Raw genomic sequence first — 13396 nt, 5'->3', positions numbered from 1 at the left:
AGATCATGAAGGACGACGGCACCATGGCCCGCATGGACGACCTGATCGCCTTCGCTCAGGAGCATGGCCTCAAGATCGGCACCATCCGCGACCTCATCGCCTATCGCCGGCGTCACGATCATCTCGTCGAGCGCCGGGCCGAAATGCAGTTCGAGAGCCGCTGGGGCGCGGACTGGCGGATCATCAGCTATCGCAACAGGATCTCCGGCGGAGAGGTCGTCGCTCTGGTCAAGGGAGCGATCGATACCAGCCAGCCGGTGCTGGTACGCATGCATGTCCATTCGCCGCTGACCGATCTGTTCGCCGAGGAGAATGGCCGTTCGGGCATGCTAGACCATGCGATGATGGCGATCGCGGGGGCGGGCAGCGGCGTGCTGGTGGTGCTGAGTTCGCCCGCGCCCGACCTGGTGGCCTGCATCATCCGGGCGCGTCAGGATGGGCGTGAGGAAAGCGGCGGCCGCCGGGTCGCGCTGCGCGAATATGGCATCGGCGCGCAGATCCTGACCGATCTCGGCATCCATCGGATCGAGCTGCTGAGCAACAGCGACACCAATTATGTCGGGCTCGACGGCTACGGCATCGAAATCGTCGGACAAAGGCCACTGTCCAGCGACAACTAATATTGCAATCTTATATACAATATGTTCGTCTAACGGAAACATCGACAGGAGAGCGGCATGACTGACATTCTCATTCGGAACGGAACGGTGGTCGATGGCACCGGCGCGCCGTCCTATGCCGCCGACATCCGCGTCGCCGACGGTGTGATCGCGGAGATCGCAGCCGGCCTTGCGCCACGCGATGGCGAGCGGGTGGTGGATGCGGAAGGTTGCATCGTTTCGCCCGGCTTCATCGAGCCGCATACGCATATGGACGCGGTGATGTGGTGGCAGCCGAGCCTGGATCCGCTGCCCGGCTATGGCGTGACGACGATCGTGATCGGCAATTGCGGCTTCACGGCGGCGCCCGTCCATTCGGATCCCGAAGTGCGGATGGAGATGGTCAAGATCTTCTCCTTCTTCGAGGAAGTGCCCGAGAAGCCGTTCCTCGAGCAATTGCCCTGGGATTGGAGTAGCTGGTCCGAATATTGGGCGTCGATGTCGGACAAGTGCCGGGTCTCGACCAATGTCGCGGGCTATGCCGGCCATATCGCCATCCGCCTCGCGGTGATGGGCATGGATGCCTGGACGCGCGTCGCGACGTCGGACGAGATCCGCCGGATGTGCGGGCTGCTGGAGGATGCGATCGATGCCGGCGCGCTTGGCATGTCCTCGAACCTGATGGATCATGACAGCAAGGATCGCGCGGTGCCCAGCCTTGTCGCGGACGATGCCGAATGGTCCGCGCTGATCGGCGTGCTCGCGAGCCGCCCGGGCAGCCAGCTTCAGGTGATCCTCGATACCTTCTTCAAGCTGAAGGCGCCGGAGCAGATGGAACGGCTGGGCAATCTGTGCCGCGATCGCGGCGTGCGCGTGCAGATGGCGGGCGCGGGCGGGCTGCTGCGCTTCCAGGATTCGATCCGGGAAAAGATGTGGGAGATCACCGCGCGGCAGAAGCAGGAGGGCTTCGATTTCTGGCCCAGCTTCGCGCATGTCCCGCCGACGACCGCGCTCAATTTCTTCAGCAGTTCCTCCTTCGCCCAGGCCAATGAATATGTCTGGCACGAAGTGGTGCAGGCGCCGACCGCCGAGGCGAAGATCGCGCTGCTGGAGGACCCCGATTTTCGCGCGCGCGCGCGTGACAGTTGGGACAACAAGGCGTTCAAACAGTCGCTGGTCGCCAATCCGCACATGATGCTGCTGATGGATTCGGATACCGGCGCCGGCCCGCTCGGGCTGAGCCTCAAGGATCTGGCAGAGCAGCGCGGTGTCCATCCGTCGGATGCGCTGGCGGACTGGGTGATCGCCAACGGTGTGAACTCGATCGTCAACCGGGTGCCGCACCCGATGGCCTATGAGCAGACCGTGGAGATGCTGAAGGACAGCCAGACCGTCGCCAATATCTCCGATGCGGGCGCGCATGGTCAGATGCTGTGTGGCGGCGGCGAGAATATCCTGCTGCTCACCACCTATATGAAGAACAACGATCTGACGCTGGAGGAGGCGATCCACGTGCAGACCGGCAAGCAGGCCGAACATTTCAACTTCGGCGATCGCGGCGCGCTGAAGCCCGGCTATCGCGCGGATATCGCGGTGTTCAAGCTGGACGAGATCGAATCGCGTCCGCTCAAGCGCGTGTTCGACGTGCCCGACGGCAAGGGCGGCTTCACATGGCGCTTCACGCGTGATGCGGCGCCGATGCGCCTGACGCTCGTCAATGGCGTCCCGACCTTCGAACAGGGCGAATTCACCGGTGAACTGCCGGGCGAATTCATCGGTCCGGTCATCCGCAAGGTCGCATCGGCGGCCGCCTGAACGCTGCGCGGCAATGGAGAGGGGAAAAAGCGATGAACGAGGATGATCTGCCATATCTGCAACGCGGACGGCAAAAGGTCGATACGACGAGCAGCGTGCTCATCAGCTCGTCCAAATATATGAACGATTATCGCATCCGCGAATGGGTCACGACCCAGTGCCTGAAGCGCAACGGGCGCGATTATCCGACCACCTATGGCATTCCGATGCTGATCGAGGCGGTGCGCGAGGTTCAGGATCACGAGCGGATCGAGACGCTGTTCGACGAGGCCCGCCGCGACTGGCCGGAATTCGACAAGTGGCTCGACGAGCGCTGGCTTGCGCGGCTGACGCGTGAGGATATGAAATCCTGTCCGGAAGGATCCGTCGGCGGAATCTGGTATGCCCAGCTCGTCGGCGCGGGCATGCAGGTCGATATCATTCCAAGTTTCGAGCCGCGCTCCAGCTTCGAATATTTCTTCCTGCGCGGCGTCCAGATCCACGACATCATGCATATATTGAGCGGTGGCGGGTTCGATGGGATCGGCGAGATCATGCCCGCCTTCCTGAAATACGGAAACCTGTTCCGTCACTTCGATGCGGAGCTGGCCGGGCTGCTCAACGTCCAGAATACGCTGCTCACCATCCCGATGTTCATGCGCGGGCCGCTTCATTATCCCGAATTGTTCACCCGGATGTGGGATCTCGCCCATTATGCGATGAAGGTGGGCGAGCAATCCGACGCGCTCTTCATGCCGCGCTATGAGGAATGGCTCGATCTGCCGCTCGAAGAGGCGCGCCGCAAATTCGGCGTGCGGGGGGCACGCACGATCGACACGTCGCGCGAGTCGGACTTCTGGGACGAACGCGTGGCGCGTTTCGATCCGCTGCCCGGCGAGCCGCAGGCGGTTGCCGCCGAGTAGACGGGTTCTTCTGTTCGTCACGGGGACGGCGGGAGCATCGCTCCCGCCGTTTTTCGTTCACCAGCCCTCGATCTCGGCGAGACCGATCGCCTCGACGACCGCCAGCGCCTTGGCCAGCGCCTCGGGCTCGGCGGGCAGCCGGGGTGCGCGCGGATAGCCGCCCGCCAGGCCGAAATGCTCCAGCAGCGCCTTGGTCACGCGGATGCCGCCATTGCCGTACAGCGCCATGAACAGCCGCATGAGCTTGCCCCAGCGTTCCAGGAAGGCCGGGTTGTCGCCGGCCTGCGCGGCCGCGATCACGCCCATGCACAGGCGAGGCGCGATATTCCCTTCCGACGACAGATAGCCATGGGCGCCGAACGCCAGCGCCATCGGCGCCTGATGCGGGCCGCCGACGCAGATGTCGATCCGATCGCCCAGCGCATCGGCCAAGGTGCGCAGATAATTGGGATCCTGGTGGCTGATGTTGAGCCCGATGAGCTGCGTGTGCCGCTCGAACAGATCGATGATCACCTGTGGCGGGATGACATAGCCGACCGATTGATGGGTGGAGAGGACCGCCGGGATATCGCTGTTGGACAGGACGTCACCGAAATAGGCGTCGAGTTCGCGTGGCGTCGGGGCATGGCCGTGGCCGACATCAAGCGAATAGACCTGCGCCGCATCGACGCCGGCCTGCTTCGCCTGGTCCAGAAAGGCGATCATCTGGCTGGCGGTGCGGGGTTCGACGCCCATTGCCCGGATCGGCACGCGGCCCTTGAGTTCGTCGACGGCGATCGCGAGCAGCCGGCCCGTTTCCTCCGCGGACAAGGTATAGCCCTCGCCGCTGCCGCCGCCGCCGACATAGACGCCGATGCCGGCATCACCCAATTTGCGAAGATGCCTGCGCAGCGCGGGCTCGTCGATGGACCCGTCCGCCGAAAAGGGCGTGATGCTGATGGTAAAGCACTGGTAGCGCGTGACATCACCGGCCATGGTCTCTCCTTGCAAAGATTGAGTGTGCGCGTATTGCTGTGGATGTGGAAGTTCGGCGGGAACCGATGGAGATCATCTGTGCGGCGCCCCGCATGATTGGCCGAGGGGGAGCCCGGTTTTGACCAACGGCAAGACGAAGCGCCGGTTGCGGCAGCCGCGCGTGGCGGAAATCGTCGCGTCGGGCCTGCGCTCGCGCATTCTGTCCGGCAGGCTGTCGGACGGCGATCTGCTGCCCAAGCAGGAGGAGCTGCTGGAGGAGTTCGGCGTCAGCCCGCCCTGCATCCGCGAGGCCTTTCGGATCCTGGAGACCGAAGGGCTGATCACCGTCATTCGCGGCAATGTCGGCGGGGCCATAGTTCATGTGCCCCATTCGGGAACCGCGGCTTATATGCTGGGCCTTGTCCTGGAAGCCAAGGCAGTCACGCTCACGGACCTGCTCAACGGCATGCGGCTGCTCGAACCCGCCTGCGCCGCGGAAGCCGCGTCGCGGCCGGATCGCGGGACGACGGTGTTGCCCAAGCTGCGCGAGAATATCGACGCCTGCATGGCGGCGATCGACGATCCCAACACCTTTATCGGCCTTGCCCGTGCATTCCACACCGAGCTGGTGAATCATTGCGGGAACGAGACGATGAGCCTGGTGGTCGGCGCGCTGGAGAAGCTGTGGTCGGCGCAGGTTGATCTGCTCGCGCTCAATCAATCGGTGCACGGCACATTTTCCGATCGTTCGGTGCGGCTGTCGCTGGCGCACGAGCATGAGCGCATTTACCGCGCCATCGAAGAGGGCGACGCGCTGGGTGCGGAGCGCGCGATTCGCGAGCATTATTCGGGTGGCCGGGGCGAGCGTCGCCACGGTTTCAGCACCGATGTGACGATCAAGGCCGACACGCTGCGCGCCTGAGCGGCATTCAGGGCTCAAGCCAGCGCGCCACGTCGCCGGCGGCGGCGCGCGGGCGCGGCGCGGCTTCCTCGGCGATGCTGCCGACCAGGATGACGCCGGCCACCTTCTCCCCGTCCGCCAGGCCGAGCAGCGCGGTCGCCTGCCCGTCATAGGCGTGCCAGCCGGTCAGCCAGTTGGCGCCATAGCCCAGGGCGTGCGCGCCGTTCAGAACGTTCATGCAGACCGCGCCGGCGGACAGCCATTGCTCCCATTCCGGCACCTTGTGCCCGGGCGTGGCCGCCGAAACCACGACGACGACAAGCGGCGCGGAACTGAGCTTGCGCGTGCTGACCCGGACCTTGGCGGCGTCCTCGCGCTTGTCGGCCAGGTCCATCAGCCGGGTTACCCATTGTTCCTTGGCGGCGCCGGCGATCAGGATGAGCCGCCACGGGCTGAGGCGGCCATGATCGGGAACCCGTAGCGCGATCTCGACCAGCCGGTCGATTTCGTGCGCGTCCGGCCCCGGCGCGACCAGCGCGTCGGGCTGGGGGGATCGGCGCAGCGCCAGCCTGTCGGTCGCCGATGACGCCGGCCCGGTGGTTTGGCCGTTCGCGATGCCAGTCAAGCGAAGTCTCCTTTGTTATATCTATCTTTGCTATATAAGCATGAGATGCCCGACCAGCGCCCATTTGGCAATGCGGCGATCTCCTGTTTGACGATCACTGTCGAATCGCTTATTATATATAAGATAGATAGAATAGAGGCGGGCGCAGCACGCTCGGCTTCGCAGGCCGGAGGTTGATCCCGGCCGGGACATGGAGGGACGATGATGACTGCAATCCTGCTTCGCTTCGCGGATGTGCGACTGGGCCAATCGGTGGAATTCGATGCTCCCCTCAATCCGGAGGCGTCGATGGGCGAGCGGGTGTGCGAACTAGTCCGCAAATGGTCGGGATCCCCGGTCGCTTCGCTGGTGTCGATCCAGGCGCCGTCCGACGGCTTCGCGCCGGATCATGTCGCCGGCCGGGTGATGGCCCGTCATCTCGACGGCAGCAATCGCGCCGATGTGGAAGTGGTGATGCGCGCGCGCGATATCTGCGGAAAGGCGGTGGTCCGTGTTGCTCTCGGCTGACGCGTCCATCCGGGCAAGGGGAACTCCGATCTGGTCAGCCAGCACCGATCGGAGCATAACGCCGGGCATGTCCAAATCCCCGACGGCCACCGTCCCCCGCGAGGTCGCGACGTTGCGAACCTTGCGGATCGCCAAGCATTTCCCCTTCTTCCTCGCGGTTGCCGAGGAGCAGAACCTGCATCGTGCATCCGAGCGGCTGAACATCGCGCAATCGGCGCTGTCGCGCCGGATTGCCGATCTCGAGCGTGAACTGGGCGGCGTCGAGCTCTTCGAGCGCCAGGCGCGGGGCGTGGCGATCACGCCCGCCGGCCAGACGCTCGCGCATGACGTTCGTCGCATCCTGCTGTCGATCGAGGAGGCCCGCCGCAATGTCCGGCGGATCGCCGACGGCGATCTCGGCATATTGCGGGTGTCCTTTTCCGAAGCGATGCTGCGGCGGCCTGTGCTGCCGGCGGTGCTTCGCGAGTTCCGTGCGCTTTATCCGGCGGTCGAGCTCCGCGCCTATCCGCTGACGTCGGACGCGCAGCGCAGCCGGCTGCTCGCGGACGAGGTCGATGTGGCCTTCGTCATCGACGAATCCACCGATACCGAACAGTTCGATCGGCTGCCCGTGGGCGAGGATCGTTTCATGCTGGCGCTGCCGGCGGACCATCCCCTCGCGGCCCAGTCCTCCGTCCAGTTGAGCGACATCGCGTCGGAACCGTTGCTGTGGCCGGCGCGCCATCTTTCGCCGCGCCTGTTCGACCGGATGATCGCCGCGTTCGACGCGCGCGGCGTCTCGCCGAATATCGCGGTGGAAGTCGCCGCGGTGGACATCGCCTATGAACTGGCGGCGGCGGGCATCGGGCTGGGCATCATCACCGCGGCGCGCGCCGACCGGACGCCGGCGGACATCGTCCTGCGCGAACTTGTCGACCTGGATCTGCCGCTGCCGATCAGCATGTTGTGGCCCAAGGACAGCGCATCGCCGCTGATCGCGCGCTTCATCGAACTGGTGCGGCAGCGCCTGGCCGAGGAGGACTGAGCGGGGCTCAGTCCGCGAAGCGCCGCGCGATCGCCTGGCCGATGCGCGCGACCTCCGCATTGGCCATGGGCAGCAGGTCGACCAGCGTGAAGAAGCCGTGCGCCATGCCCGGATGGTCGTGGAGCGCGACGTCCACGCCGGCGTCGTCGAGCGCGCGGGCATAGGCCAGCCCTTCGTCGTGAAGCGGATCGCAGCCGGCGAGAACGATGATGGCTTCCGGCAGGCCCGCCAGCGTGGCGGCGGCGAGCGGCGACGCTTCGGGGTGTGCCCGGCTGCCGGGCGGAACATGATGGTTCCAGAACCACTGCATGTCCGCCGTCGAGATCAGATAGTCGCCCTTGCCGAACCGGTGATAGGAGGCGCGGTCGAAATCGGGCGAGAGCACCGGGTAGAGCAATATCTGCAGGTCGATCGCGGGGCCGCCGCGATCGCGCGCGCGCAGGGCCAGCGCCGCAGCGAGATTGCCGCCCGCGCTGTCGCCCATCACCGCGATCGGCCCGTCGTCGGCACAGGCCTGCAAGGCGGCCCAGGCGTCGTCGAGCGGCTGGGGAAAGCGATGTTCGGGGGCCAGCCGATAATCGACGCTGATCACCTCCGCGCCGCTTTCGTGTGCGAGCTGGCGGCAGACCGGATCGAAACCGGAGAGCGTGCCGAACACCCAGCCGCCGCCATGGAGGTACAGGATGCGCCCATGCGCGCGGTTCCCGGCGATATAGTGGCGCACGGCGATGGGGCCATTCGGGCCATCCAGGGTCGCGTCGCGCATGACCTGCACCGGTGCGCCCCGGCCTGCCGGAAGCGCCGCCTGCCCCTCGGCGAAGGCGCGTCGCGCGTCTTCGGGCGATCCGCTCGAGAAGCCGGGCAGGCCCAGCGCGTTGCGGCGATCGAGGATCGCCTGCATGTCGGGGTCGAGCGGTCCCATCATCCCTCCTGTCGTCGCGTCCATGGTCGAAGCGGGGTCGCCCGATCGCAATTGCTCAATTGCGATTCCTTCGATCGGCCTTCGACATTCGACGCGGCGCGCGTCCGGGAACTATTGGATATCGGCATGAACGGATCGGGAGTGGGATGAGCGACGTTCTGATCGCGCGAGACGAACTGGCGTTCCTGTTGTGGGATTGGCTCGATCTCGATCGGGTGATCGCGCGCAAGGGCGCGGACGGAATCGACCGCGAGAGCGCGGATGCGATCCTCGATCTTTCCGCGCGCCTCGCCGCCGACGCCTTTCTGACGCACTATAAGGATGCCGATCGCATCGAACCGCGTCTGGATGGCGAGGGTGTCCACGCCTTGCCGGAGATCGGCGCCGCGTTGCGCGCCTATGCCGAACTGGGGCTATTCTCGGCGAGCTTTCCGGTGGAGCGCGGCGGCATGGGGCTGCCCGGCCTGCTTGCCAACGCATCCTTCGCGCAATTCCTGGCCGCCAATGTCGCGACCGCGGCCTATCCGATGCTCACCACCGCCAATGCGCGCCTGTTGCTGGCATTCGCGAGCGAGGCGCAGATCGCGCAGTTCGCGCAGCCCCAGATCGAAGGGCGCTGGTTCGGCACCATGTGCCTTTCCGAACCGCAGGCCGGGTCCAATCTCGGGGATGTTTCGACCCGGGCCGTCGCAGACGGGTGCGACGCGCTGGGTGATCGCTATCGCCTGAGCGGCAACAAGATGTGGATTTCGGGCGGCGATCACGATCTCGCCGAGAATATCGTCCACCTCGTGCTTGCAAAGGCGGTCGACGCGAACGGTGCGGTCGCACCCGGCACGCGCGGGCTCTCGCTGTTCGTCGTGCCCAAATTCCTGCCTTCGGGCGCGCGCAACGACATCGCGGTCGCCGGGCTCAACCATAAGATGGGCTATCGCGGCACGACCAACTGCCTGCTCAATTTCGGCGAGCGCGAGGGCGCCATCGGCTGGATCATCGGGGCGCCCGGGCAAGGGCTGCCGCAAATGTTCAAGATGATGAACGAGGCGCGGATCGGCGTCGCGCTGGGCGCGGCGGCGCTCGGCTATCGCGGCTATCGCCATGCGCGGGCCTATGCGCGCGATCGTGCGCAAGGGCGCCCGCCGGGCGCGCCGCCCGGACCATCCTTGCCCATCATCGGTCATCCTGATGTGCGCGACATGCTGCTCGCCGCCAAATGCTATGGCGAAGGCGCGCTGGCGCTGGTGCTCTATTGCGCGAAGCTCGTCGACGAGGCGGAGGCGGATCCGGCCGCCGACGCGCTGCTGGGCCTCTTGACGCCGATCGCCAAGACCTGGGCATCCGAATTCGGTCTGGCCGCCAACGATATCGCGATCCAGATTCATGGCGGTTACGGCTACACCCGCGATTTCGACGTCGAGCAACTCTGGCGCGACAATCGATTGAACCCGATCCACGAAGGCACGACCGGCATCCAGGCGCTCGATCTGGCCGGCCGCAAATTGCGCGACGAGGCGGCGTTGAAGCTGCTTCTCGATCGGATCGCGCAAACCGTCGCGCACGCCGCGGCGCACCGCGCATTGGCGGCGCATGCCGAAAAGCTTGACGGCTGGTGGCAGCGGATCGCGGCGGCGGCGGGTGTGATGCGGAATGCGGAGCCGCTGGCCCTGGCCGCGAATGCCACCATGCTGCTGCGCGCCTTCGGCCATGGTGTCGCGGGCTGGCAATGGCTGGATCGCGCGCGTCTGTGCGTCGACGCGCCGGACGAGCCGTTCAGGGGCGGGAAGCTATGGGCATGCCGCTATTTCTTCGAGCGTGAGATGCCGCGCATCGACGCATGGCTCCGGCCCGTCGAGGCCGGCAGCGACCTGGCGGCCGCCGTGCCCGCCGATTTTCTATAGATATTGGGAGGATTTCGGGGATGCCGATCGATCTGAGCGGTCGCGTGGCGATCGTGACCGGCGCGGGCGGGGGCCTTGGCCGCGCGCATGCGCTGCTGCTGGGCAGGCGGGGCGCGAAGGTCGTCGTCAACGATCCGGGCGGCGCGCGCGACGGCAGTGGCGGCGATGCGACGATGGCGGAGGCGGTCGTCGAGGACATTCGTCGCGCGGGCGGCGTGGCGATCGCGAATGGCGCCGATGTGACCAATATCGATCAGGTCGGTGCGATGGTCGATCAGGCGATGTCGGCCTGGGGCAGCGTCGACATCCTCGTCAACAATGCCGGCATCCTGCGCGACCGGACCTTCGCCAAGCAGGATATCGCCGATTTCCGCACCGTGATCGAGGTGCACCTGATGGGCTCGGTCAATTGCACCAAGGCGGTATGGGCCGTCATGACCGCGCAGAAGCGCGGCCGCATCATGATGACCACTTCGTCCTCCGGGCTCTACGGCAATTTCGGCCAGTCCCAATATGGCGCGGCCAAGCTGGGGCTGGTCGGCCTGATGAAGACGCTCTCTCAGGAGGGGCGCAAACACGACATCCGCGTCAATTGCCTAGCGCCCTCGGCGGCGACGCGCATGACCGCCGACATCATGGACGAGGGGCAACTCGCCGCGCTCGATCCGTCCGCCGTTTCGCCCGCGATGCTGGCGCTGGTCTGCGATGACGCGCCCAACGGGGTGATATTTTGCGCGGGGGCGGGGAGCGTCGAGGCGGCGCACATCACGCTGACGCGCGGCATCCATGTCGGCGATGGCGAGGATGCGCCCGAGCGGGTTCTCGCCGGGCTCGACCGGATCGTCGATCGCGGCGACGAGATCGTGCCGCTCACCGGACTTGAGCAATCGCATTATGAGCTGTCACGCGTTCCCGGGCTGATGGCCGCCGCAGCCAATGGCTGACGCGCTCGCCCCGGTTCGCGCCGCGCATCGTTTCGACGAGGCGGGCCTCCTGCGCTGGATGACGGCGCATGTCGACGGATTTGCGGGGCCGCTTTCCGTCGCGCAGTTCGCGGGTGGCCAGTCCAATCCTACCTATCGTCTGCGCACGCCCGGCGGCGATTATGTGCTGCGCCGCAAGCCGCCGGGCCTGTTGCTGAAGGGTGCGCATGCGGTCGATCGCGAATTTCGCGTGATCTCCGCATTGCATGGCATCGGCTTTCCGGTGCCGCGACCTTATGCGCTGTGCATGGACGATGCGGTGATCGGCACCGCCTTCTATGTGATGGAACTCGTCGAGGGGCGGAATTTCTGGGACACCGCGTTTCCCGATGTCCCGCAAGCGGCGCGACCGGCCTATTTCGACGCGATGAACGCGACGATCGCGCGGTTGCATTCGATCGATCCCGCCGCGATCGGGCTCGATGATTTCGGTCGGCCAGGCAATTATTTCGAACGGCAGGTCGGCCGATGGTCACGCCAGTATCTCGAGGATGCCGATGCCGGGCGCGTGCCGGCGATGGACGCGCTGATCGAGTGGCTGCCCGCCAATATCCCGCCGGGGGACGAGACGGGCATCGTCCATGGCGATTTCCGGTGCGACAACATGCTGTTCCATCCCACCGAGCCGCGCGTCGTCGCGGTACTCGATTGGGAGCTTTCGACACTGGGCCACCCGCTGGCGGATTTCGCCTATCACCTGATGGTCTATCGCTTGCCGCCCGGCTTCTCGACCGGGCTCGCCGGGCTTGACCTGCCCGCGCTCAATATCCCGAGCGAGGCCGCCTATGTCGTGGACTATTGCCGGCGGACAGGGCGTGACGGGATCGAGCGGCTGGATTTCCACCTGGCCTTCAGCCTGTTTCGGCTGGCGGCGATCATCCACGGTATCAAGGGGCGGTTGATCCGCGGCACCGCGTCCTCGCCTCAGGCGGCGGCGGCGGTGGAGCAGCTCGACCGGATCGCAGGGCTCGCGCTGGCACAGACGCGGGCAGGGAACTGAACGATGGATTTCACCTATTCCGAGCGCCAGGTCTATTGGCGCGATCGTGTCCGCGCATTCATGGCGATGCATGTCGTGCCCGCGCAGGCGCGTTATCACGCCGAACTGGCCGAGGGGCCGACGCGCTGGCGCGTTCTGCCGGTGATCGAGGATCTCAAGGCGCGCGCGCAGGCGGATGGCTTGTGGAACCTGTTCCTGCCTCCGTCGGCGGAGCATGACGCGGGCGACTATCGCGGCGCGGGATTGACCAACCTGGAATATGCACCCTGCGCGGAGGAAATGGGCCGGATTCCCTGGGCGTCGGAAGTGTTCAACTGCTCCGCGCCGGACACCGGCAATATGGAGGTTCTCCATCGCTACGGCACCGCCGCGCAGAAGGCGCGCTGGCTCCGCCCGCTGATGGCCGGCCGCATCCGCTCCGCCTTCGCGATGACCGAGCCGGCGGTCGCCAGTTCCGATGCGACCAACATCGCGACGCGGATCGAGCGGCAGGGCGGTGACTATGTGATCAACGGCCGCAAATGGTGGATTTCCGGCGCCGGCGATCCGCGCTGCGCGCTGATGATCGTGCTCGGGTTGAGCGATCCCGATGCCGAACGCCACGCGCGGCACAGCCAGATCCTGGTGCCGGTGGACACGCCCGGCGTCACCATCGGTCGTGCACTGCCCGTGTTCGGGTTCGATGATGCGCCGCATGGCCATTGCGAAGTCGCGTTCGACAATGTCCGCGTGTCCGCCGAAAACATCGTGCTGGGCGAAGGGTGCGGCTTCGAGGTCGCGCAGGGGCGCCTGGGGCCGGGCCGTATCCATCATTGCATGCGTGCGATCGGGCTGGCGGAGATGGCGCTCGACGGGATGGTCGCCCGGCTGCTGGCCCGTGAGGCGTTCGGCAAGCGGATCGCGGATCACTCGATCTGGGAACAGCGCGTCGCCGAGGCCCGTACCGAGATCGAGATGACGCGCCTGCTCTGCCTGAAGGCGGCGGACATGATGGACAAGGTGGGCAACAAGGTGGCCCAGCTCGAAATCGCGATGATCAAGGTCGCCGGGCCTCGACTGGCGCTGAAAGTGATCGACGATGCGATCCAGGCGCATGGCGGGGCGGGCGTGTGCGACGATTTCCCGCTGGCCGCTGCCTATGCGCTGGCGCGGACGCTCCGCCTCGCCGATGGCCCGGACGAAGTCCACAATCGCGCCATCGCCCGGCTCGAATATCGCCGCGCCCGCGCCGCCTGAGCTTTTGCGCTTTCATCTCAAACCCAGAGA

The 13396-nt window shown here is 66.0% G+C and carries 13 protein-coding genes; 10 read left to right on the top strand and 3 right to left on the bottom strand.

All coding sequences use genetic code 11. From position 1 onward, the window contains the following. The 3 genes from ACODTA_RS24230 to ACODTA_RS24220 form a co-directional block, all read left to right on the top strand. A partial coding sequence (locus ACODTA_RS24230; RefSeq protein ID WP_489069472.1) for a 3,4-dihydroxy-2-butanone-4-phosphate synthase occupies nucleotides 1–620 on the top strand: 620 nt, incomplete at its 5' end. Nucleotides 621–677: 57 nt separating this feature from the next. Continuing rightward, entirely contained in the window at nucleotides 678–2414 is a 1737-nt protein-coding gene (locus tag ACODTA_RS24225; RefSeq protein ID WP_489069470.1) for an N-acyl-D-amino-acid deacylase family protein, read from the top strand. Between the two features lie 32 nt (nucleotides 2415–2446). Then, the gene (locus tag ACODTA_RS24220) at nucleotides 2447–3316 is read left to right on the top strand and encodes a hypothetical protein (RefSeq protein WP_489069468.1); all 870 of its coding nucleotides are present in this window, start codon (nucleotides 2447–2449) and stop codon (nucleotides 3314–3316) included. Between the two features lie 57 nt (nucleotides 3317–3373). Here ACODTA_RS24220 and ACODTA_RS24215 read toward each other — a convergent pair whose 3' ends face one another. Continuing rightward, nucleotides 3374–4291: a dihydrodipicolinate synthase family protein gene (locus ACODTA_RS24215; protein ID WP_489069467.1), complete on the bottom strand. Its 918-nt coding sequence runs from the start codon at nucleotides 4289–4291 to the stop codon at nucleotides 3374–3376. 118 nt (nucleotides 4292–4409) lie between these two features. Between ACODTA_RS24215 and ACODTA_RS24210 the strand changes: the two genes are divergently transcribed. After that, nucleotides 4410–5192 carry a FadR/GntR family transcriptional regulator gene (locus ACODTA_RS24210; RefSeq protein WP_489069465.1) on the top strand — a complete coding sequence of 261 codons (783 nt, stop codon included), beginning with the start codon at nucleotides 4410–4412 and terminating at the stop codon, nucleotides 5190–5192. A 7-nt stretch (nucleotides 5193–5199) separates the two neighbouring features. On the opposite strand, the gene ACODTA_RS24205 is transcribed toward ACODTA_RS24210, so the two are convergent. Beyond that, nucleotides 5200–5796, bottom strand: coding sequence for a nitroreductase family protein (locus tag ACODTA_RS24205; RefSeq protein ID WP_489069463.1), 597 nt, complete (start codon nucleotides 5794–5796; stop codon nucleotides 5200–5202). Nucleotides 5797–5997: 201 nt separating this feature from the next. On the opposite strand from ACODTA_RS24205, the gene ACODTA_RS24200 reads away from it, so the two are divergent. Both ACODTA_RS24200 and ACODTA_RS24195 read left to right on the top strand, forming a co-directional pair. Next, nucleotides 5998–6303 carry a hypothetical protein gene (locus tag ACODTA_RS24200; protein ID WP_489069461.1) on the top strand — a complete coding sequence of 102 codons (306 nt, stop codon included), beginning with the start codon at nucleotides 5998–6000 and terminating at the stop codon, nucleotides 6301–6303. A gap of 67 nt (nucleotides 6304–6370) precedes the next feature. Beyond that, complete coding sequence (locus ACODTA_RS24195; protein ID WP_489069459.1) at nucleotides 6371–7327, top strand: LysR family transcriptional regulator; 957 nt, start codon at nucleotides 6371–6373, stop codon at nucleotides 7325–7327. A 7-nt stretch (nucleotides 7328–7334) separates the two neighbouring features. Here the strand turns inward: ACODTA_RS24195 and ACODTA_RS24190 are convergent, their stop codons facing one another. Then, nucleotides 7335–8273, bottom strand: coding sequence for an alpha/beta hydrolase (locus tag ACODTA_RS24190; RefSeq protein WP_489069457.1), 939 nt, complete (start codon nucleotides 8271–8273; stop codon nucleotides 7335–7337). Nucleotides 8274–8395: 122 nt separating this feature from the next. On the opposite strand from ACODTA_RS24190, the gene ACODTA_RS24185 reads away from it, so the two are divergent. From ACODTA_RS24185 to ACODTA_RS24170, 4 genes are read left to right on the top strand one after another with little or no spacing between them, the layout of a single operon-like run. Next, nucleotides 8396–10147, top strand: a complete 1752-nt coding sequence (locus ACODTA_RS24185) for an acyl-CoA dehydrogenase family protein (protein ID WP_489069455.1) — start codon at nucleotides 8396–8398, stop codon at nucleotides 10145–10147. Between the two features lie 20 nt (nucleotides 10148–10167). Then, a complete protein-coding gene (locus tag ACODTA_RS24180) occupies nucleotides 10168–11091 on the top strand; it encodes an SDR family NAD(P)-dependent oxidoreductase (RefSeq protein WP_489069453.1) in 924 nt (307 codons plus the stop codon). Continuing rightward, entirely contained in the window at nucleotides 11084–12130 is a 1047-nt protein-coding gene (locus ACODTA_RS24175) for a phosphotransferase (protein ID WP_489069451.1), read from the top strand. Before ACODTA_RS24180 ends, ACODTA_RS24175 begins: the two co-directional genes overlap by 8 nt. Before the next feature lie 3 nt (nucleotides 12131–12133). Beyond that, nucleotides 12134–13366: an acyl-CoA dehydrogenase family protein gene (locus ACODTA_RS24170; RefSeq protein ID WP_489069449.1), complete on the top strand. Its 1233-nt coding sequence runs from the start codon at nucleotides 12134–12136 to the stop codon at nucleotides 13364–13366. The last annotated feature ends 30 nt before the right edge of the window (nucleotides 13367–13396 follow it).

Source organism: Sphingomonas sp. FG14, from assembly GCF_057809675.1.
Note: the sequence above shows the minus strand (reverse complement) of the source record. Positions and strands in the feature narration are given on the sequence as shown.

Bases quoted from the DNA above. Each gene is read 5' to 3' on its own strand.
- ACODTA_RS24225 (WP_489069470.1), top strand. From the start codon at position 678: ATGACTGACATTCTCATTCGGAACGGAACGGTGGTCGATGGCACCGGC.
- ACODTA_RS24220 (WP_489069468.1), top strand. From the start codon at position 2,447: ATGAACGAGGATGATCTGCCATATCTGCAACGCGGACGGCAAAAGGTC.
- ACODTA_RS24215 (WP_489069467.1), bottom strand. From the start codon at position 4,291: ATGGCCGGTGATGTCACGCGCTACCAGTGCTTTACCATCAGCATCACG.
- ACODTA_RS24200 (WP_489069461.1), top strand. From the start codon at position 5,998: ATGATGACTGCAATCCTGCTTCGCTTCGCGGATGTGCGACTGGGCCAA.
- ACODTA_RS24195 (WP_489069459.1), top strand. From the start codon at position 6,371: ATGTCCAAATCCCCGACGGCCACCGTCCCCCGCGAGGTCGCGACGTTG.
- ACODTA_RS24190 (WP_489069457.1), bottom strand. From the start codon at position 8,273: ATGGACGCGACGACAGGAGGGATGATGGGACCGCTCGACCCCGACATG.
- ACODTA_RS24185 (WP_489069455.1), top strand. From the start codon at position 8,396: ATGAGCGACGTTCTGATCGCGCGAGACGAACTGGCGTTCCTGTTGTGG.
- ACODTA_RS24180 (WP_489069453.1), top strand. From the start codon at position 10,168: ATGCCGATCGATCTGAGCGGTCGCGTGGCGATCGTGACCGGCGCGGGC.
- ACODTA_RS24175 (WP_489069451.1), top strand. From the start codon at position 11,084: ATGGCTGACGCGCTCGCCCCGGTTCGCGCCGCGCATCGTTTCGACGAG.
- ACODTA_RS24170 (WP_489069449.1), top strand. From the start codon at position 12,134: ATGGATTTCACCTATTCCGAGCGCCAGGTCTATTGGCGCGATCGTGTC.